We start from the raw sequence: 20,992 nt of genomic DNA, 5'->3' as shown, positions 1-20,992 counted from the left end.
AGACCACGAGGGGTTATGCAGAATTTTGCGCAGTGTGCAAAATTCTGCATAGCAAATTTGCGTATCAGGAACCTGATGGGTCGATGCCGTACTCTTGTAATTTATACATTAAAGCGCGACGGCTAATTCCCAGCATCAGCGCCGTGCGGGTGCGATTGCCGTCCTGATTGTCGAGGACTTCGAGGATAATTCGTTTTTCCTCACGCTTAATCTCTTCTTTCAGATTGCGTTCCCCGGAGTAAGTCGGTTTTGCCTCTATTGTGGCGCTCACCGGGTTGCGCAACGGGTCGGGGAGATCGTCGGCAAAGATCACCGCGCCGGTATTCATAACGACTGCACGTTCGATGACGTTTGACAGTTCGCGAATGTTACCGGGCCAGGGCCAGGCGGTGAGGATCGACATCGCCGTCGGGTCGATTTCGATAATATCCCGCTGATTTTCAGAGCTGAATTTTTGTAAAAAGTGGTTTGCTAATAAGGCAATATCTTCACGACGCTCGCGTAAGGGCGGCAAAGTCAGATGGATAACGTTGAGCCGGTAAAACAGGTCTTCGCGAAACGTTCCTTCCTTCACCATCGTTTGCAGACAGCGGTTGGTGGCGGCGACGATTCGAATGTCAACGCGAATGGTCTGGTGCCCGCCGATGCGTTCAAACTCCCTCTCCTGCAAAATGCGCAGCAGTTTGGCCTGCAGCACTAGCGGCATCTCGCCAATTTCATCAAGCAATAACGTTCCCTGATGAGCGCGTTCGAACAATCCCTGGCGCAACGTCTGTGCCCCGGTAAACGCGCCTTTTTCGTGACCAAATAGCTCGCTTTCTAACAACGACTCCGGCAGGGCCGCGCAGTTAATTTTGATAAAGGGGCCATTGGCGCGTTTGCTGTTGTAGTGAATGGCGCGGGCGATCAGTTCCTTTCCTGTGCCGCTTTCACCGCTAATCAACACGTTTGCCTGGGAGAGGGCGATTTTCGCCGTATCTTTACAGATATCCATCATACGCGGGCTGGTGGTCAGAATGTGTCCCCACTGCCAGCTGGTGGTCAACGCTTTATGCAGATTGCGGATTTCCTGTTTCATCTCCTGCAGTTGCAATGCGCGTTGAATCACCATGCTTAGCTCGTCGAGATCAAAGGGCTTAATCACGTAGTCGAATGCGCCGCTACGTAAAGCTTCTACTGCGGTTTCTACTTCAGCGTAAGCGGTCATCAGAATGACGGGGATCCGTGGTTGCTGCGTGCGCATAACTTTCAGCGCGTCGATTCCGTCCATCTCCGGCATGCGAATGTCCATCAGCACCACGTCTGGCTGCGTTTCGCTAAACAGGCTCAGCGCGGCTTTCCCGTCGCTGGCGCAATGTGTCTCATGCCCTTGCAGGGAAAATGCGGTGGCAAGCATACGGCGAACATTTTCTTCATCATCAACGATGAGAATACGATAGGTCGTTTTCATTCTGACGGATTTCCCTGCGGGTTAAGAGGTAAAATCAGAGTGAATATCGCCCCGCAGCCAGGCTGGCTGGTTACGTGGATATCCCCCTGATGCGCGTTGATGATGCGCTGGCTCAGCGCCAGTCCAAGACCGGTGCCTGATGCTTTTGTCGTAAAAAAGGGATCGAATATTTTCTTCTGTATGGCGAGATCGATACCGTTGCCATTATCTTCAATCATCACGGCCTGTTGCGAGGCCGAGTATTGCCAGGTACGGATGCGAATTTCGCCTCGCGCAGCGATCGCCTGTACCGCATTGATTAAAATATTGAGGATCACCTGTTTGATGAGTTCGCGATCGGCGACGATCGGCGGCAGGCTGGGATCTAATTCCGTTGTAAAGGCGATCCGTGCCTGCAGGCCAGCGGTTTGCACCAGGATTAGCGTCTCTTCAATGAGCGCATTGAGCCGAATCTGTTGCCACTGACTTTGTCGTGGGCGTGAGAAATCTAACAGTTGTTGAATAACTTTATTGATGGAATCAATTTCATTCAGCACAACAGATAAATATTCCTGATGTTCCGGCAGCGAGGTTTGCTGGCGGATGATCTGGACGTACCCACGAATTGCGGTCAGCGGGTTTCGCACTTCATGCGCGACGCCGGCCATCAGCTCACCCAGGGTGGCAAGCCTTTCGGTTTGCGCCAGTCGACGCTGGGTCTCTTTACGGGCGGTTAAATCGGAGAAAATAACCAGCGCGCCAATCAGCTCGCCGTGTGCGTTATGGATCCGACTGGTGGTTACACTGATCTCAATGGTGCGTTCACGTCCTGGAAAGCTAATTTCCTGGGCCACATGTTCAGTACCGTGCTCAAGGGTGTCCAGTACCGGGCTATAAAACTGCGTATTGGCAAAGAGCGTCGCATAGGGCTGTCCGACCAGCTCATGCAGCGTGTAGCCCGTTATCTGTTCTGCCGCCGGGTTCATGGTGGTAACGTCGCCTTGCCTGTCGATGGCGATCACGCCATCTGCGGCATTTTCAATGATCAGATCGTTAAGGGTTTTGGTTTCCCGTAGCGTTTGTGCCAGCGCATTGACGCTACGGCTGATTTGTCCCAACTCGCCGGGGAGTTCAGGCAGTCGGGTAGGGGTTTTTTGTGCCAGCGTGGAAAGCCCATCGGTGATGATGTCGATATTCGCACTGAGTCGACGTGAGAAGTGCACGATGAGTAGCAGGCTACAGATGAGCCCGGCAACCAGTACGGCAATAATCCTGACGTCCATTCTCCAGGCCTGCTGGCGGATATCTTCGGTGAGCTCATTGGCCCAGATATACCCAATAACCTCTCCCTGGCGCGCTATTGGGATCATCGAGTTGAGTATGTCGCCGCGAACCTGTCGCCCGGAATAGACCACAGGTGCGTTGCTACTCATCACTTCGCGTCCGGGATGATCCTCGGTGATGGTGATACCTACGTTGCCTTGGTAAAGCGCGGAGGGGGCGTAGGTGATAATGGCATCCAGCGCTTTGTGATAATACCCGGCGCCAATGCCGGGAAACGCTTGCGTAATGCGCTCGGTGATGGGGGCCAACTCTTGATTAAGCGCGCGAATGCGTGCTTCACGCGGCAAATTTGGGTAGTGACTAAAGCGGTCGCCCAGCGCATCGTTTAGCAGGGTTATCACCGATGACAGTTTTTTCTCTTTTTCAGATAAGACTGCTGAACGGCCTTCAGTTTCTACGATATAACCTATAGATATCGTCGGAATGATGACCATCAGGATGGCCATCATGATCATTTGGTTGCGTAATCGTCGTGGGTATAACCGACGAGCCAGCCATCTCAGGTCGCGCATTCTGACATCCGTGCAGTGTTTTTCAGGCAAACGACGATTATCACGGGTTAAGACAATGGTTTCAGAGCGGTGTATCATATTCCCGTAAAGAGAGGGCATTGCGACGCCGGACATTTACCGCTACCTTAACCACACTCTATTAATGCCCTGAGGCGGAGCTTCGCCCCTTTGAAATACCTTGCTTCCGTTCATTCAACGCTAAAAGTCTCACGCTATCTGTTCAGGGCGTTGGCGCTCCTGATCTGGGGGCTAATCGCATTTGCCTCCGTTTTCTACATCGTGAATGCGCTGCACCAGAGAGAGTCCGAGATTCACCAGGAGCTTAACCTCAGTTCCGATCAGGCCCAACGTTACATTCAGCGCACCTCTGATGTGATTAAAGAGCTGAAATATATCGCGGAGAATCGCTTAACGGCGGAAAACGGCGTGATGTCGTTGCGCGCGCGGGATGATAAAACGGCCGTGCCAAACTTTGAGCCGCTGTTTGCCGACTCCGACTGCTCGGTGATGGGCAACGCCTGGCGAGGTTCTCTGGAATCGCTGGCGTGGTTTATGCGCTACTGGCGGGATAACTTTTCCGCGGCCTATGATTTGAATCGTGTGTTCCTGATCGGCAGCGACAACCTTTGCATGGCCAATTTCGGTCTGCGTGATATGCCTGTCGAACGTGACGGGGCGTTGAAGGCGCTGCATGAGCGCATTATTAAGTATCGCAATGCACCTCAGGACGAAAACGGTAATAACCTGTTCTGGATTAGCCAGGGGCCGCGGCCGGGGATAGGCTATTTCTATGCGCTGACGCCGGTTTATCTCGCTAATCGCCTGCAGGCGCTGTTGGGTGTGGAACAGCCTATCCGCATGGAGAACTTTTTCACGCCGGGCAGTTTGCCGATGGGAGTGACCATCCTTGATGAAAATGGTCATGCGCTGATTTCGCTCACCGGCCCCGAGGGTAATATTAAGGCTGAACCTCGCTGGATGCAGGAGCGCTCCTGGTTTGGCTATACGTCGGGTTTTCACGAACTGGTGCTGAAGAAAAACCTGCCACCGTCATCGCTAAGCATTGTGTACTCCGTACCGGTTGACCTGGTACTGGAGCGGATCCGCATGATGATCCTGAACGCTATTCTGCTGAATGTGCTGGTTGGCGCGGCGTTATTTATGCTCACGCGCATGTATGAGCGGCGCATTTTTATTCCTGCGGAAAGCGATGCCCAGCGTCTGGAAGAGCACGAGCAGTTTAACCGTAAAATCGTGGCTTCTGCGCCGGTTGGGATTTGTATTCTGCGTACGATAGATGGCATTAACATCCTGAGTAATGAGCTGGCGCACACCTATCTCAACATGCTAACGCATGAAGACCGGCAACGGTTAACGCAAATTATCTGCGGCCAGCAGGTCAATTTTGTTGATGTGCTGACCAGCAACAATACCAATCTGCAAATCAGCTTTGTGCACTCGCGCTATCGTAATGAAAACGTGGCAATTTGTGTGCTGGTTGACATCAGCGCGCGCGTTAAAATGGAAGAGTCGTTGCAGGAGATGGCGCAGGCGGCGGAGCAGGCGAGCCAGTCCAAATCGATGTTCCTTGCGACGGTAAGCCACGAGCTGCGTACGCCGCTGTATGGCATTATCGGTAACCTTGATTTGTTGCAAACCAAAGAGTTACCCAACGGAGTGGATCGCCTGGTGACGGCGATGAACAACTCTTCCAGCCTGCTGTTGAAGATTATCAGCGATATTCTCGATTTCTCGAAAATTGAATCTGAACAGCTGAAGATTGAACCGCGCGAGTTTTCACCGCGTGAAGTAATGAATCATATTACGGCTAACTATTTGCCGCTGGTGGTTCGCAAACAGCTGGGGTTGTACTGCTTTATCGACCCGAATGTACCGGTGGCGCTCAATGGTGATCCGATGCGTTTGCAGCAGGTGATTTCCAATCTGCTGAGTAATGCTATCAAGTTTACCGATACCGGCTGCATTGTGCTGCACGTGCAGTGTAACGAAGACTATCTCAGTATTCGCGTGCGTGATACCGGGGTTGGGATCCCAGCTAAAGAGGTCGTCCGCTTGTTTGATCCTTTCTTCCAGGTGGGAACCGGCGTACAGCGTAATTTCCAGGGAACCGGGCTTGGTTTGGCTATCTGTGAAAAACTGATCAGCATGATGGATGGGGATATTTCCGTCGATTCTGAACCGGGAATGGGTAGCCAGTTTATGCTGCGTATTCCGCTTTATGGCGCGCAGTACCCGCTGAAAAAAGGTATCGAAGGGCTTGTCGGCAAACGTTGCTGGCTGGCGGTGCGTAACGCGTCGCTGTACCAGTTTATTGAATCCAGTCTGGCGCGTAACGGGATGACGGTGCAGTGCTATGAGGGACAGCAACCGGATGCGGATGACCTGCTGATTGCCGACGATGTGCTGGAGCAGGCGTGGCAGGGACGCGCCGCGGTGATTTTCTGCCGTCGTCATATCGGTATTCCGCTGGAAAGGGGGCCTGGGGAGTGGGTGCACAGCGTGGCATCGCCTCACGAATTGCCCGCGCTGTTGGCGCATATCTACAGCCTTGAGCTGAGCAGTGAAGAGCTTTCAACGGCGTTGCCAGCCCCGGATAAAGTTGCTGCAACTAACGATGACATGATGATTCTGGTGGTCGACGATCATCCTATCAACAGGCGTTTACTGGCCGATCAGTTGGGATCGTTGGGGTATCAGTGTAAAACCGCGAATGACGGCGTGGACGCACTCAATGTACTGAGTAAAAACCATATCGACATCGTGCTGAGCGACGTTAACATGCCGAACATGGATGGTTATCGTCTGACCCAGCGTATTCGCCAGTTAGGATTAACCCTGCCGGTTGTCGGCGTGACGGCCAACGCGCTGGCTGAAGAGAAGCAGCGTTGCCTGGAGTCAGGTATGGATAGCTGTCTGTCTAAGCCGGTGACGTTAGATGTATTGAAGCAAACGCTGACGGTCTATGCGGAAAGAGTGAGAAAGGCGCGGGAATAAAAGAGGCCGGATGGGGGCATTTGCCTTATCCGGCCTACGGAACACGCACAACATCGTGTCATTCGTAGGCCTGATAAATGCCGTGCCATCAGGCACGTCGAGGTTAAAAGAATTACTCTTTGTCTGACGGACTCAGCGTGACGGAAGAAAGGTAATTCAACAGGGCGATATCGTTTTCCACACCGAGTTTCATCATTGCCGACTTTTTCTGGCTGCTGATGGTTTTAATACTGCGGTTGAGTTTTTTCGCGATTTCAGTAACCAGGAAACCTTCGGCAAACAGGCGCAGAACTTCGCTCTCTTTCGGTGACAGACGTTTGTCGCCGTAACCGCTGGCGCTGATTTTTTCCAGCAGACGAGAAACGCTTTCTGGGGTGAATTTCTTACCCTTCTGCAGCGCGGCAAGCGCTTTCGGCAGATCTGTTGGCGCGCCTTGCTTCAGGACAATTCCTTCAATATCGAGATCCAGCACCGCGCTCAGGATTGCCGGGTTGTTGTTCATGGTGAGAACAATAATCGACAGGCTCGGGAAATGGCGCTTGATATACTTAATTAACGTGATCCCGTCACCGTATTTATCTCCCGGCATGGAGAGGTCGGTAATCAACACATGAGCATCTAACTTAGGCAAATTGTTGATCAGTGCAGTGGAGTCTTCAAATTCGCCGACAACGTTTACCCACTCGATTTGCTCAAGTGATTTACGAATACCGAACAGTACAATCGGGTGGTCATCGGCAATAATTACGTTCATAGTGTTCATGTATTGGGCTACCTTGCTACAGCAAGCTCTTGACGTAATCGTCAATGTCGCTGATGTATTTTTCTATACCTGGAGCATCTTTCTCTTGAATAAGATGTTCCAGCGCTTCACATAACTGCTTGCCGGGTACCAGATTAAGCATGGCAAACACGCCTTTCAGGCGATGGGCCGTTTGGGCTAACGCAGCGAAATCGCTGGTTGCTGCCTCAGTATACAACCTCTTAACATCATCCGGTACTGTGTCTACAAAGAGTGCATAGTAACCACTGGCATGAAGTTCGGCGTTTTCATCTCCGCCGAGGGGGAGTTCCTGGATCTCTTCTTGTGCCAGCTGCTCTTCTATCAGCTCGAGGACAGCTTCCTGCATAGCATTGCTCATATTAAAGTTGACGCGCAGCTGACCAGGGCCAATTTTCCGCACGCCAGACTCATCATCGCTTAAAAGAAGGCCTGAGGCAGTAAGATTAGACGGATTATCTGTTAAAAAGAGATCATATTCTTGACTATTCAACCGCTCATCAGGCGTGATGCAGGTTGCTCCCCAGTTCTCCAGTTGGCGTAATACGATGCTGCGTACGTCATTAGAGGTGACATCAACCATTATGCAGACGTCATCTAACAAACGCTCTTCACTTTCAGCATGTTGATCGTGCAGCGGCATTTTAACATGGACTATATAACGTGTTCCAAGTTCTTCCCGCGCTTTAATGTTCAGGTGTCCACCTAGCTTGCGGGCGAGCTGATCGCATAACCAGAACGTCAGCGGGTTGGCCTTGCTATACCGATCGCCTTGGGTGTCATTGATGAACGGGAAGTGCAGGTTATCAACTTCATTCAACGTGACACCTTGCCCGGTATCCAGTATGCGGAAGGTCAGGCGTTCAGTCTCCGACTCATCCTGGTCGACTTCCAGCGTGATTTTGCCAATTTGCGTGGTGGTTACCGCATATTGGATCAGCAACAGCAAAATACGGCGCAGGGCATCGCGGTCGCCGCGGCGTTCATCATGGGCGCTAAGGTGATTTTTAATCAGTAGCTGCAGCCCTTTACGTTTAATGGCTGGCAGAACCTCCGGAACCACGTCATCAATTAACGACTGCACGGAAAACAGCGTCGATTCACTTTTCCAGGCGTCGCTTTCCAGCAGGTTGGCCAACTGTATTTCATCTACCATACGCACCAGAACGTCTGCCTGATTGGCCAGTTTCTGGCTGTCCGGGCTATTCAGTGCGGCAGCATTAGCGGCAAGTGTTTTCGCCGGGTCTTTCAGTGCGCTGCCGATATTCTGCATAAAGGCCGCCCGGGCCTGCTGGTTTTTCTCATACAGTCGCTGCGCTTGCTTCAGCTTCTTATTAACCAGCACTTCGCGGTCCTGGTCACGAATAATAAAGATCTGCGTTCTCGATGAGATCTGGCTGCGGAACAGCCGGATCTCATACAGCTCATTATTGATGGTGGCCTGAATCACCCCCTGATGCTGCTCCGCCATACTGGTAATGTTTTGCAAATTTAAATGCGGTAACAGGTGGTCGGCAATTTTATTGCTGATAACCGTGCGGTTTGCTTCTTGATCGTGCACCAGCAAGCCCAGAGGCAGCAGGGACACAATCTCTTCATTGATGGCGCGCAGAACACGCAGTTCATTATTTGCCGCAAGGTTTGGTACCACTTCGGTGGAACGGGCAGGGAGGTGGCGAAAGGTGGTATAGCCAAACAGCGCCAGGGCCAACAAAGCAATGTTGAGTAACAGCGGCAGCAGAATGCTTTGTAAGGTGTCGAGCAGCAATGAGCCAAACGGAACCTGCCACACCAGCCGCATATCCGTTGAGTTTAGCGCCGAAGAGATCTCAATTTTACTGTTGTTGAAATTAATGCTGACGCTGTCAGGCGACTCTTTTTCATTCAGATGCTCGGTTGTTGACGTGGCATCTGGAACCAGATGGAAGCTGTCCAGCGGCATGCCGGGTGGGATCAAGTCATTAATCGGCAGGTCAAAGGCGACAACCGTGGCCAGATGTCCAGGCTGATTAAAGGTCGTGCGTAGCGTGAAGTAATGCCCGTTCTGCCACGCCAGACGGCGCAGTGAAGAGAAGCTTTCACGTTCATCCAGCGCATTGGCCTGTTGTAACATTTCCGCGCGCCGTGAATCGACAATATTACCAATCGTCGACTCTTTAAAACCGGAAGTCAGATCTTTTAGCGGCAACGTTGAGATAAGGATCAGGCTATTGTCCTGACCATTCAGGTAATACATAGACCACGGAACATTTTCCGCGCCCCACAGCGTATCAAGATAGGTTGAGATGCGTTGGGTCATCTCCAGCGTAGAACTGTCATGGGAACCGAAAATCAGCGCCTCGGTCTTTCTGCGCGGTTTCTCAAGATAATAGACGTCTTGTTTCAGACGCGTTTCCTGCAGTCCTTCTGCACCAGGTGAACTGGCCGTGGCGGCAATATTGTCATAGATTTGCCAGGTCACGTATCGCCAGGTATCGACCCTTTTATGAATGGCATGGGTGATATCGACAATCTGATAGCTCTTATCCTTTAACCAGGTGTTGACGGCGCTCTGGACCATAACGCCCATCATCACCAACAGCACAACGATCAGTAATAAGAAGAAACGGGTAATACTTCCCGGTAGCAGGGAGAATCGGGTAGAAGCCGTTGTGTCAGACTGACTCATTCGTGTTTATGACCTGTTAAACGACGCGAAAGATGATGGGGCAGTATAAAGGGTAATATATGAATTGCCACACTTACACCACGCCGGATGGCCCGCATTTTTTACGCTCCATTCTGTTGCAGCCATCACAATGCAAAGGTGTACAGTGGATAAAGGCGGGTACAAATATTTGTAAGGAATGTATACATTTAGCATTAAATAACAAGAAATTATTAATCAGATTTATATCTGAATACGACGCAATGAGATAGTTAATAGTTGTTATAGTTTTGCATCGGTAGCACAGAACGGTAAGTTTTGTGTAAAGAAGGGTAAAAAAAAACCGAACGCGAAGCATTCGGTTGAAATAGGGGTAAACAGACATTCATGAATGAATGACGGTAATAAATAAAGTTAATGATGATAGCGGGTCTATTTTAGTTGCGAGTGAAGATTTTGTTTTGTCATTCAGTGCTATAACTATTTTCGATGTAACCTATTGATTTTAAATTTAATTAAAATAGTTCTTGATTATTTGTGCTTATTTTGCCTGTTTTTTGATTTTAAAAAAGTTCCCTCGTATTAATATTTTGAAACATCTATGCAGATAAATGAAACACCTTAAAAGTTTTAGTATCATATTCGTGTTGGATTATTCTGTGTTTTTGCGGAGAATGAAGTTGCCGACTGGTTAATGAGCTTAATCAGTATGCAGTGGCATAAAAAAGCAATAAAGGCATATAACAGAGGGTTAATAACATGAAAGTTAAAGTACTGTCCCTCCTGGTACCAGCACTGCTGGTAGCAGGCGCAGCAAATGCGGCTGAAATTTATAACAAAGACGGCAACAAATTAGACCTGTACGGTAAAGTAGACGGTCTGCACTATTTCTCTGATGACTCCACTAAAGATGGCGATCAGACCTATATGCGTATCGGCTTCAAAGGCGAAACCCAGGTTAACGACCAACTGACCGGTTACGGCCAGTGGGAATACCAGATTCAGGGTAACTCCTCTGAAAACGAAAACAACTCCTGGACCCGTGTGGCGTTTGCTGGTCTGAAATTCGCTGACGTAGGATCTTTCGACTACGGTCGTAACTATGGCGTAGTTTACGACGTAACGTCCTGGACCGACGTTCTGCCGGAATTCGGCGGCGACACCTACGGTTCTGACAACTTCATGCAGCAGCGTGGTAACGGCTTCGCGACCTATCGTAACACCGACTTCTTCGGTCTGGTTGATGGCCTGAACTTTGCCCTGCAGTACCAGGGTAAAAACGGTAGCCCGGAAGGCGAAGGTATGACTGGTGTGACCGGCAACGGTCGTGATGCGCTGAGTCAGAATGGCGACGGCGTTGGCGGATCTATCACTTATGATATCGGTGAAGGCTTCGCGCTGGGTACTGCAGTCACCAGCTCCAAACGTACTGACGAGCAGAACCGTCTGAACTTCGGTACCGGTGACCGTGCTGAAACCTACACTGGCGGTCTGAAATACGACGCGAATAACGTTTACCTGGCAGCACAGTACACCCAGACCTACAACGCAACGCGTGCGGGCAACCTGGGCTGGGCTAACAAAGCACAGAACTTTGAAGCTGTTGCGCAGTACCAGTTCGACTTCGGTCTGCGTCCGTCCGTGGCTTACCTGCAGTCCAAAGGTAAAGACCTGAACAATGGTTACGGCGACCAGGATATCCTGAAATATGTTGATGTTGGCGCGACCTACTACTTCAACAAAAACATGTCTACCTATGTTGATTACAAAATCAACCTGCTGGATGACAACCAGTTCACCCGTGATGCTCGCATCTCTACCGATGATATCGTAGCGCTGGGTCTGGTTTACCAGTTCTAATCTGCGCTCATGTCGTTAAAAGGCCCTGCGGGGCCTTTTTTAATGCCGTTTTTTCGTCGTACAAACAACGATTTTTGGTGTACTCTTGCGCCCGTTCGCATGAGGATAATTACGTATGGAAGTGAATTTCTATCGCGCAGCACTACTGGCTGTGACGATCTTTTTTGTCGGGTGCGATGAAGCCCCGAAACCTGCCCAAACCACACAACCAGCCACCGTTCTGGAAGGTAAAACCATGGGCACTTTTTGGCGGGTCAGTGCGGTGGGCGTAGATGCCAAACGCGCCGGGGAACTGCAGGCGAAGATCCAGGCTCAGCTGGATGCCGACGATCAGCTTCTCTCTACCTATAAAAATGATTCTGCGTTAATGCGCTTTAACCTGTCGAAAAGCCTGTCGCCATGGCCGGTTAATGATGCTATGGCCGATATCGTGACTTCGGCGCTACGCATTGGCGCAAAAACCGGTGGGGCCATGGATATTACCGTGGGTCCGTTGGTCAATCTGTGGGGCTTTGGCCCGGATCAGCAACCGGTGCATATTCCTACGCAGGCGCAAATTGACGCCGCAAAAGCGCAAACCGGGCTTTCACATCTGAAGGTTGTTAATGAGGCGCATCGGAACTACCTGCAAAAAGATTTGCCCGAGCTCTACGTGGATCTCTCGACCGTTGGCGAAGGTTATGCCGCCGATCATCTGGCACGATTAATGGAGCGGGAAGGGATCGCCCGTTATCTGGTTTCCGTTGGTGGAGCATTGAACAGCCGCGGTATGAATGCAGACGGGCTTTCGTGGCGAGTCGCAATTCAGAAACCGACCGATCGCGAAAACGCGGTGCAGGCGATTGTCGACATTAACGGGCATGGCATTAGCACCTCCGGCAGCTACCGTAACTATTATGAGCTGGATGGTAAGCGCCTTTCCCATGTTATTGATCCGCAAACCGGTCGTCCGATTGAACACAACCTGGTGTCTGTAACGGTAATCGCACCAACGGCGCTGGAGGCTGACGGCTGGGATACCGGATTGATGGTTCTCGGCCCGGAAAAGGCCAAAGAGGTGGTGCGTCGTGAAGGACTCGCGGTCTATATGATTATAAAAGAGGGCGAGGGGTTTAAAACCTGGATGTCGCCGCAGTTTAAAAGCTTCCTGCTCAGCGAAAAAAATTAAAAAGCAAGATTGCGGGTTTACGTATCCGGCTATGGGGACACACTGAGGCTAAGCGCTATGCTTAACAAAGGAGTCCATAATGAAAAATCGTTTACACATAACTGATGATGACCGCTGGCAGTCCGTTGTGGATCGTGACGCCGACGCTGACGGTCAGTTTGTTTTCGCCGTCCAGACCACCGGCATTTTCTGCCGTCCGTCCTGTCGGGCGAAACATGCGCTGCGCAAAAATGTCAGTTTCTTTGCCGATGCCCGGCAGGCGCTGGCCGCCGGTTTTCGTCCCTGTAAACGTTGTCAGCCGGATAAAGACAGCGCCCACCAGCATCGGCTGGAGAAAATAGCCCACGCCTGCCAGTTGCTGGAGCAGGAATCTCCCCTCACGCTGGACGAGCTGGCGCAGCAGGTGGCGATGAGCCCGTATCACTTACATCGCCTGTTCAAAGCCACAACGGGCATGACCCCCAAAGCGTGGCAGCAGTCCTGGCGCGCCCGCCGTCTGCGCGATGCCCTGGCGAAAGGCGTTCCGGTAACGCAGGCAATTCTCAACGCCGGATTTCCCGACAGCAGCAGCTACTACCGAAAAGCGGATCAGACGTTAGGCATGACCGCAAAGCAATTTCGTAAAGGTGGCGACAACGTTTCTGTACGCTATACCCTGGCAGATTGCTCTCTGGGTCGCTGTCTGGTGGCGGAAAGCGAACGCGGTATCTGCGCGATCTTACTTGGTGATGATGACGCTACGTTGGTTGCGGATCTGCATGAGCTGTTTCCCGCCGCTCAGGATGTGCCAGCAGATGCCGATTTTCAGCAGCGCGTGCGCGAAGTGATCGCCGCAATCAATGCGCGTGACGCGCCGTTATCGCTGCCGCTGGATATCCGGGGAACCGCATTTCAGCAGCAGGTGTGGCAGGCGTTGCGCGCAATTCCGTGCGGCGAAACGATGAGCTACCAGCAACTGGCCAGCGCCATTGGCAAACCGAAGGCGGTGCGTGCGGTGGCCAGCGCCTGTGGGGCGAATAAACTGGCAATCGTCATCCCGTGTCACCGGGTGATCCGCGGCGATGGCGCGCTTTCTGGCTACCGGTGGGGCATTGCGCGCAAAGCACAGTTACTGCAACGTGAAACGACTGGCGAGGAAACATAATGCTCGATCTCTTTGCGGATGCGAAACCTTGGCAGGAGCCGCTGGCGTCAGGCGCGGTTATTCTGCGACGCTTCGCTTTTGACTGCGCACCGTCTCTGCTGCAGGCGATAGCGGCTATCGCCAGACAGTCGCCGTTTCGCCAGATGGTGACGCCCGGCGGCTACACGATGTCGGTGGCAATGACCAACTGCGGTCGTCTGGGTTGGACGACCGATCAACATGGTTACCTTTATTCTCCTTTTGATCCGCTAACCGGCGCGCACTGGCCGCCGCTGCCGGATGCATTCGCTGACCTGTGCCAACAGGCAGCGACGGCGGCGGGCTATGCTGATTTTCAACCCGATGCCTGTCTGATTAACCGCTACACGCCAGGGGCAAAACTGTCCTTACATCAGGATAAAGACGAGCCCGACCTGCGGGCGCCGATTGTCTCGGTGTCGCTAGGATTGCCGGCCATCTTTCAATTTGGCGGCTTGCGCCGTAATGACCCCTTAAAGCGTTTGCTGCTGGAACATGGCGATGTAGTGGTGTGGGGCGGTACTTCGCGGCTGTTTTATCATGGGATCCAGCCGCTTAAGACGGGGTATCATCCGTTGACCGGAGACTGTCGCTACAATCTGACGTTTCGTCAGGCGGGTAAAAAGGAATAAAAATAAGAATTATTATTGCTGTCAGCGAAGAGATGTTTAAACTGCGGGCTGTTATTACTTGTCCGGGTTGTTCGCATGGAACTTTTACTTCTTGTCTGGCGGCAGTATCGCTGGCCATTTATCAGCGTCATGGCGCTCAGCCTCGCCAGCGCTGCGTTGGGGATTGGGCTGATTGCGTTTATCAACCAGCGTCTGATTGAAACGGTCGACACCACGCTGATGGTGCTGCCGGAGTTTCTTGGCCTGTTGTTGCTATTGATGGTTGTTACTCTCGGCTCTCAGCTGGCGTTGACCACGCTCGGCCACCACTTTGTCTACCGCCTGCGTAGCGAATTTATCAAACGTATTCTGGATACCCACGTCGAGCGTATTGAACAGCTTGGCAGCGCCTCGTTGCTGGCCGGTTTAACCAGCGACATTCGCAACATCACCATCGCCTTTGTTCGTCTGCCTGAGCTGGTGCAGGGGATTATCCTGACCATCGGATCGGCGGCGTATCTGGCGATGCTGTCGACCAAAATGCTGCTGGTGACGGCTATCTGGATGGCAATCACCATCTGGGGGGGATTTGTGCTGGTGGCGCGGGTGTATAAGCACATGGCTACCCTGCGCGAAACGGAAGACAAGTTGTACAACGATTATCAGACGGTGCTGGAAGGGCGCAAAGAGCTGATGCTCAACCGCGAGCGCGCCGAGCATATCTTTAATCAGATGTACGTCCCGGATGCCAAAGAGTACCGTCACCATATTATTCGCGCCGATACCTTCCACCTGAGCGCGGTCAACTGGTCAAACATTATGATGCTGGGCGCCATTGGCCTGGTGTTCTGGATGGCGAATAGTCTGGGCTGGGCGGATACCGCCGTGGCGGCGACTTACTCACTGACGCTGTTATTCCTGCGTACACCGCTGCTCTCTGCCGTTGGCGCGCTACCAACCCTGCTCACTGCGCAGGTGGCTTTCAACAAGCTGAATAAATTCGCACTGGCACCTTTTAAGGCCGAATTCCCGCGCCCAACCGCTTTTCCAAACTGGCAAACGCTGGAACTGCGTAACGTGGTTTTCCACTATCAGGATAATGCCTTTTCCGTAGGGCCGGTCAATCTGACGATTCATCGCGGTGAACTGATCTTCCTGATTGGCGGCAACGGCAGCGGGAAATCGACGCTGGCGATGTTACTGACCGGGCTATACCAGCCGCAGTCAGGTGAAATTTTGCTTGATGGTAAGGCCGTGGCCGTTGAAAAGCCGGAAGATTATCGCAAGCTGTTCTCCGCCGTGTTTACCGACGTCTGGCTGTTCGACAAACTGCTGGGGCCGGAAGGTAAAGAAGCCAATCCGCAGCTGGTAGCGAAGTGGCTGGAACATCTGAAGATGGGTCACAAGCTGGAGATGAACGATGGCCGCATCCTCAATCTGAAGCTGTCGAAAGGGCAGAAGAAACGCGTGGCGCTGCTGCTGGCTCTGGCGGAGGAGCGCGACATCATTCTGCTGGATGAATGGGCTGCCGATCAGGATCCCCATTTCCGTCGTGAGTTCTATCAGGTCCTGTTACCGCTGATGCAAGAAATGGGTAAAACTATCTTCGCCATTAGCCATGACGATCACTATTTTATTCACGCCGATCGTCTGCTGGAAATGCGTAACGGACAGTTGAGTGAACTGCTGGGCGATGAGCGTGATGCCGCCTCGCGTGACGCGGTGGCCCGCACCGCATGATCCCACATGCCGCCGGTTTTTTATCCACCCGGCGGCACTGTTTATTGTTATTTACATAAATCGGCATCATGATTAATGATATTTCATATCATGGATTTATGATTAATGCCTGTAACAAACAAAAACAGCGCCAGACTGCGTGATGAAGAGCGTGCGCGTCTTATCTGGCTGCTGACCACTGATAAAGCCGTTGTTTCAACGCTATTGGGCAAGCTTACCCTGGCTGAGCAATATGACGTCGGCACGTTAGCCGACGATATTGCTGAGGTAGGGGCACTGGTCGCCCACCTGCCGCCGCCCGATTTGGCGGATACCCTCGAAGCATTACCTTCTGAAGAGCGTCACGCCCTGTGGCGACTGGTCGAAAGTGAAAAGCGCGGTAACGTCCTGATTGAGGCGTCAGAAAACGTCTGGGACGACCTGATCGATGAGATGAGCGACCGTGAGCTGCTGGATGCGTTGCAATACCTTGATATCGACGAACAGATTTATCTGGTTCAGCACCTCCCTCGTAACCTCACGGGTCGACTGCTGGCGACGTTACCGGCCGAGGAGCGGGCGCGCGTTCGCCAGGTGCTGCACTACGAGAAGAATCGCGTCGGTGCGATTATGGAGTTCGAAGTTATCACCGTGCGTCCGGACGTGACGCTGGAAGTGGTACAACGCTACCTGCGGCGGCTGGGAAAAATGCCGGAGAACACCGATAAACTCTTCGTGACCGACCGCAATAAAGTGCTGGTCGGGGAACTGACGCTCACCTGTATTCTGCTCAATGATGTGCAGCGAAAAGTCAGCGAGGTGATGGAAGATGATCCGCTCACCTTTTCTCCGGAAGATATCGCCGAACACGCCGCGCGAACCTTTGAACGTGACGACCTGGTCAGTGCCGCGGTCGTTGACTCTTCAGGTAAACTGATGGGCCGTTTAACCATCGATGAGATCGTCGATGTGGTCTATGAAGAAACCGATACCGATCTGCGTCGAATGGGCGGCTTAAGCGCTGGAGAGGATGTGTTTGCCCCCGTCACGAAAGCGGTAAAAACCCGCTGGGCGTGGTTGGCCGTTAACCTTTGTACCGCCTTTATCGCTTCGCGAGTGATCGACGGCTTTGAACATACAATTTCGCAACTGGTCGCGCTGGCCTCGCTGATGCCGATTGTGGCGGGGATCGGCGGCAACACCGGGAATCAAACCATCACCATGATTGTTCGCGCGCTGGCGCTACAAAATATTCAGCCGGGAAACCTGACGTTTTTAATCCTGCGCGAAATGGGCGTGGCGTTGATTAATGGCCTCGTGTGGGGCGGAATTATGGGTGGCATTACCTGGTGGCTGTACGATGACATGGCGCTCGGCGGCGTGATGACCCTGGCGATGATGCTCAATTTGCTGATGGCGGCGTTGATGGGCGTTATTATTCCGATGACGATGGTGAAGCTCGGGCGCGACCCGGCGGTCGGCTCGAGCGTCATGATTACGGCAATCACCGATACCGGTGGTTTCTTTATTTTTCTCGGTCTGGCAACGCTGTTTCTGATGTAGCCGCACGTTTGCCTCTGACGATACGCGGCAGAATGAGCATCGTCATCACCCCGGCAACCACGCCAAGCGCCAGGTTGCCGGTTGACACCGTTGCCGCGACGGTCATTAGCATCACCAGCGTTTCAGTAACGGGGAGTTGCCGCAGCGTAGCGGGCTGGATGCTGTGCCAACTGAAGGTTTTCACCGCTACAATCACCATAATTCCCGCCAGCACCGACATAGGGATTTTCGCCATTACTTCGCTTAACCCAGTGACCAGCAACAACAGCACCAGCCCGGCGGCGACCGTCGAGACGCGGCTGCGTCCTTTGCCCATCTCGACGTTAACGATGGTTTGACCAATCATCGCACACCCGGCGATGCCGCCATAAAAACCGGCCAGAATATTGGCTATCCCCAGCCCGGCGCTCTCGCGATTCTTATTCGACGGCGTAGCCGTCAGGTCATCCACCAGACGGGCGGTTAACAGCGACTCCATTAATCCGACAAAAGCGATGCTCAGCGCGCAGGGCCAGATAATCGCCAGCGTTTGCAGGTTGAGTGGTACCAATAACTGCGTGAATCCCGGCAGGCCGCCGCGCATTGAACCTTCGTCACCGACGGTCGGTAATAGTTGTCCGCTGGTGACAGTGAACACCGTCAGCAGCACGATGGCGATAAGCGGCGCGGGGATCGCTTTAATAAACCGCGGAACCCACAGCACAATCAGCAGGGTCAGGACAAACAGCCCCCAGATTAGCGGGCTTTTACCCCAGAAATGCGGGACCTGGGCAAAGAAAATCAAAATACCCAGCGCGTTCACAAAACCGGTCATGACGGCTGTAGGAATGAATCGCATCAGACGCGCCATCCCCAATACGCCAAACAGGATCTGAATAATCCCGGCCAGCACCACCGCAGGCAGGATGTACTGGACGCCGTGTTGATGCACCATCGGGCCAATCACCAGCGCGACCGATCCTGCCGCTGCGGTAACCATTGCCGGACGGCCACCTAAAAATGACATTGCCAGGCATAGTACGACTGAGGCTATCAGGCTGACTTTAGGATCGACGCCGGCGATAACGGAAAAAGAGATCACTTCCGGGATCAGCGCCAGGGCGGTTACCACGCCGGCCAGCGTTTCGCGAACCAGTAAACGGGGTTGGCGCAGCACTGCGCGCGTCGCGTGCTCCGCTACTGCGACAGAGGTGGGTTGAGTTGCAGACATCGTTACTCTTAGGTCAAAAATGGCCCGATACAGCAGACCGACAGGCATCCGTGCGGTGAATAGCAAAGCGCAGCATAGTACCTGTCTGACGGATCGGTTTCCAGAAATGATTGTCAATAACCGTATAAACTATCAACGTATTAATAACATTTTTAAAAATTAAATATAATTTATAAACAATATTTAAATATTTTTACTTAAGTGTTACCGTTGATACCGCTCGATTTTCACCTGCATTAAAAGCAAAAAGCGATACTAAAAGTAAGGCATTAACATTATGAAAAAAGTGACTGCCATGCTCTTCACCATGGCCGTTGGGCTGAATGTTGTCTCGATGGCGGCAAAAGCGAAAGCGGCGGAAGAGCAGGAAACGGATGTACTGTTGATTGGCGGCGGCATCATGAGCGCCACGTTGGGAACCTATTTACAGGAGCTGGAACCGCAATGGTCAATGACCATGGTTGAGCGACTGGATGGTGTAGCGCAGGAAAGCTCAAACGGCTGGAATAACGCCGGAACAGGCCACTCCGCACTGATGGAGCTGAACTACACGCCTAAAAAGGCCGACGGTAGCATCAGCATTGAAAAGGCAGTCGAAATCAACGAAGCCTTCCAGATCTCCCGCCAGTTTTGGGCCTATCAGGTCAATAATGGCGTAATGCATGAACCACGCTCATTTATCACCACCGTTCCGCACATGAGTTTTGTCTGGGGTGACGAGAACGTGAACTTCCTGCGTGCCCGTTACACCGCACTGCAGCAGAGCACGTTATTCCGTGGGATGCGTTATTCCGAAGATCACGCGCAGATTAAAGAGTGGGCGCCGCTGGTCATGGAAGGTCGCGATCCGAAGCAGAAAGTCGCGGCAACGCGTACCGAGATTGGTACTGACGTAAACTACGGCGAAATCACGCGCCAGCTGATTGCCTCGTTGCAGAAAAAGCCCAACTTTGCGCTGCAGCTGAGTACCGAAGTGCGTGGCTTTAAACGCAATGCCGACAATAGCTGGACCGTCACGGTCGCCGATCTGAAAAATAACGAAGCGGAACACGATATCAAGGCGAAGTTTGTCTTTATCGGTGCCGGTGGCGCTGCGCTGAAGCTGTTGCAGGAAACCGACATTCCGGAAGCGAAAGGTTATGCCGGATTCCCGGTTGGCGGGCAGTTCCTGGTTGCGGATAATCCGGACGTGGTGAATCGCCACCTGGCGAAAGTGTACGGTCAGGCCTCCGTTGGCGCGCCGCCGATGTCCGTGCCGCACATCGATACCCGTATCCTTGATGGCAAACGCGTCGTGCTGTTTGGGCCATTCGCGACATTCTCCACCAAGTTCCTGAAAAACGGTTCATTGTGGGATCTGCTCAGCTCGACCACCACCTCGAACTTTATGCCGATGGTCAACGTGGGTCTGGATAACTTCGATCTGGTGAAATATCTGGTAAGCCAGGTGATGCTCAGCGATGACGACCGTTTTGCCGCGCTGCAAGAGTACTATCCGCAGGCGAAAAAAGAAGACTGGCGTTTATGGCAGGCGGGCCAGCGTGTGCAGATCATTAAAAGTGATGCGGAGAAGGGCGGTGTGCTGCGTCTGGGTACCGAAGTCGTCAGCGATAAAGAGGGCACCATTGCCGCGCTGCTGGGCGCTTCTCCGGGTGCATCAACCGCGGCGCCGATTATGCTGCATCTGATGGAAAAAGTGTTTAAAGATAAAGTGGCCAGCCCTGAGTGGCAGGCGAAACTGAAAACCATTATTCCGTCTTATGGTACCAAGCTGAACGGTAACGTTGAAGCTACGGAACAAGAGCTGCAATACACCAGTGACGTTCTGGGGCTGAAATATGACAAGCCGCAGGCTGCTGATGAAGCGCCGAAACCTCAGCTGAAACCTCAGGCGCAACCGCAGCCTGAGCAGAAAGCTGTAGCGGATATCGCACTGTAAATAAAATGCCGGATAAGGCGGTACGCCGCCCT

At 52.5% G+C, this 20,992-nt stretch carries 13 protein-coding genes; 8 read left to right on the top strand and 5 right to left on the bottom strand.

The genetic code is table 11. From position 1 onward, the window contains the following. Positions 1-64 precede the first annotated feature (64 nt). Both atoC and atoS read right to left on the bottom strand, forming a co-directional pair. Positions 65-1,450, bottom strand: a complete 1,386-nt coding sequence (gene atoC / locus N0B36_RS08760) for an acetoacetate metabolism transcriptional regulator AtoC (protein ID WP_259687101.1) — start codon at positions 1,448-1,450, stop codon at positions 65-67. Further along, positions 1,447-3,285, bottom strand: a complete 1,839-nt coding sequence (atoS, locus tag N0B36_RS08755; protein WP_137351858.1) for a two-component system sensor histidine kinase AtoS — start codon at positions 3,283-3,285, stop codon at positions 1,447-1,449. Before atoS ends, atoC begins: the two co-directional genes overlap by 4 nt. A gap of 168 nt (positions 3,286-3,453) precedes the next feature. On the opposite strand from atoS, the gene rcsC reads away from it, so the two are divergent. Beyond that, complete coding sequence (gene rcsC, locus N0B36_RS08750) at positions 3,454-6,300, top strand: two-component system sensor histidine kinase RcsC (protein ID WP_019077260.1); 2,847 nt, start codon at positions 3,454-3,456, stop codon at positions 6,298-6,300. A 112-nt stretch (positions 6,301-6,412) separates the two neighbouring features. Here the strand turns inward: rcsC and rcsB are convergent, their stop codons facing one another. After that, positions 6,413-7,063, bottom strand: a complete 651-nt coding sequence (gene rcsB / locus N0B36_RS08745) for a response regulator transcription factor RcsB (protein WP_003027592.1) — start codon at positions 7,061-7,063, stop codon at positions 6,413-6,415. A 16-nt stretch (positions 7,064-7,079) separates the two neighbouring features. After that, a complete protein-coding gene (gene rcsD / locus N0B36_RS08740) occupies positions 7,080-9,749 on the bottom strand; it encodes a phosphotransferase RcsD (protein ID WP_049040855.1) in 2,670 nt (889 codons plus the stop codon). Positions 9,750-10,487: 738 nt separating this feature from the next. On the opposite strand from rcsD, the gene N0B36_RS08735 reads away from it, so the two are divergent. From N0B36_RS08735 to mgtE, 6 genes are all read left to right on the top strand, one after another. Next, positions 10,488-11,588, top strand: a complete 1,101-nt coding sequence (locus N0B36_RS08735; RefSeq protein ID WP_016153787.1) for a porin OmpC — start codon at positions 10,488-10,490, stop codon at positions 11,586-11,588. Between the two features lie 115 nt (positions 11,589-11,703). Beyond that, positions 11,704-12,756, top strand: a complete 1,053-nt coding sequence (gene apbE / locus N0B36_RS08730) for an FAD:protein FMN transferase ApbE (protein ID WP_259687099.1) — start codon at positions 11,704-11,706, stop codon at positions 12,754-12,756. 79 nt (positions 12,757-12,835) lie between these two features. After that, positions 12,836-13,900, top strand: coding sequence for a bifunctional DNA-binding transcriptional regulator/O6-methylguanine-DNA methyltransferase Ada (gene ada, locus N0B36_RS08725; protein ID WP_016153785.1), 1,065 nt, complete (start codon positions 12,836-12,838; stop codon positions 13,898-13,900). Then, on the top strand, positions 13,900-14,550 hold the full coding sequence (gene alkB, locus N0B36_RS08720) for a DNA oxidative demethylase AlkB (RefSeq protein ID WP_016153784.1): 651 nt from the start codon (positions 13,900-13,902) through the stop codon (positions 14,548-14,550). Before ada ends, alkB begins: the two co-directional genes overlap by 1 nt. Before the next feature lie 75 nt (positions 14,551-14,625). Continuing rightward, positions 14,626-16,269 carry a multidrug ABC transporter permease/ATP-binding protein gene (locus N0B36_RS08715; protein ID WP_103766564.1) on the top strand — a complete coding sequence of 548 codons (1,644 nt, stop codon included), beginning with the start codon at positions 14,626-14,628 and terminating at the stop codon, positions 16,267-16,269. A 105-nt stretch (positions 16,270-16,374) separates the two neighbouring features. Beyond that, a complete protein-coding gene (gene mgtE, locus N0B36_RS08710; RefSeq protein WP_259687098.1) occupies positions 16,375-17,811 on the top strand; it encodes a magnesium transporter in 1,437 nt (478 codons plus the stop codon). Here mgtE and N0B36_RS08705 read toward each other — a convergent pair. After that, complete coding sequence (locus N0B36_RS08705) at positions 17,774-19,021, bottom strand: SulP family inorganic anion transporter (protein ID WP_049281469.1); 1,248 nt, start codon at positions 19,019-19,021, stop codon at positions 17,774-17,776. The genes mgtE and N0B36_RS08705 overlap by 38 nt on opposite strands. A 277-nt stretch (positions 19,022-19,298) precedes the next feature. On the opposite strand from N0B36_RS08705, the gene mqo reads away from it, so the two are divergent. Next, positions 19,299-20,960 carry a malate dehydrogenase (quinone) gene (mqo, locus tag N0B36_RS08700; protein ID WP_016153779.1) on the top strand — a complete coding sequence of 554 codons (1,662 nt, stop codon included), beginning with the start codon at positions 19,299-19,301 and terminating at the stop codon, positions 20,958-20,960. Positions 20,961-20,992 lie beyond the last annotated feature (32 nt).

This window comes from Citrobacter sp. XY323, assembly GCF_025106035.1.
Classification (GTDB): Bacteria; Pseudomonadota; Gammaproteobacteria; order Enterobacterales; family Enterobacteriaceae; genus Citrobacter; species Citrobacter braakii.
This window is presented reverse-complemented; position numbering and strand designations above follow the sequence as displayed.

Excerpts from the sequence above, each read along its gene's own strand:
- mqo (WP_016153779.1), top strand. The coding sequence starts at position 19,299 with ATGAAAAAAGTGACTGCCATGCTCTTCACCATGGCCGTTGGGCTGAAT.
- N0B36_RS08735 (WP_016153787.1), top strand. The coding sequence starts at position 10,488 with ATGAAAGTTAAAGTACTGTCCCTCCTGGTACCAGCACTGCTGGTAGCA.
- rcsD (WP_049040855.1), bottom strand. The coding sequence starts at position 9,749 with ATGAGTCAGTCTGACACAACGGCTTCTACCCGATTCTCCCTGCTACCG.
- atoC (WP_259687101.1), bottom strand. The coding sequence starts at position 1,450 with ATGAAAACGACCTATCGTATTCTCATCGTTGATGATGAAGAAAATGTT.
- mgtE (WP_259687098.1), top strand. The coding sequence starts at position 16,375 with ATGCCTGTAACAAACAAAAACAGCGCCAGACTGCGTGATGAAGAGCGT.
- atoS (WP_137351858.1), bottom strand. The coding sequence starts at position 3,285 with ATGCGCGACCTGAGATGGCTGGCTCGTCGGTTATACCCACGACGATTA.
- apbE (WP_259687099.1), top strand. The coding sequence starts at position 11,704 with ATGGAAGTGAATTTCTATCGCGCAGCACTACTGGCTGTGACGATCTTT.
- N0B36_RS08705 (WP_049281469.1), bottom strand. The coding sequence starts at position 19,021 with ATGTCTGCAACTCAACCCACCTCTGTCGCAGTAGCGGAGCACGCGACG.
- rcsB (WP_003027592.1), bottom strand. The coding sequence starts at position 7,063 with ATGAACACTATGAACGTAATTATTGCCGATGACCACCCGATTGTACTG.
- N0B36_RS08715 (WP_103766564.1), top strand. The coding sequence starts at position 14,626 with ATGGAACTTTTACTTCTTGTCTGGCGGCAGTATCGCTGGCCATTTATC.
- alkB (WP_016153784.1), top strand. The coding sequence starts at position 13,900 with ATGCTCGATCTCTTTGCGGATGCGAAACCTTGGCAGGAGCCGCTGGCG.
- ada (WP_016153785.1), top strand. The coding sequence starts at position 12,836 with ATGAAAAATCGTTTACACATAACTGATGATGACCGCTGGCAGTCCGTT.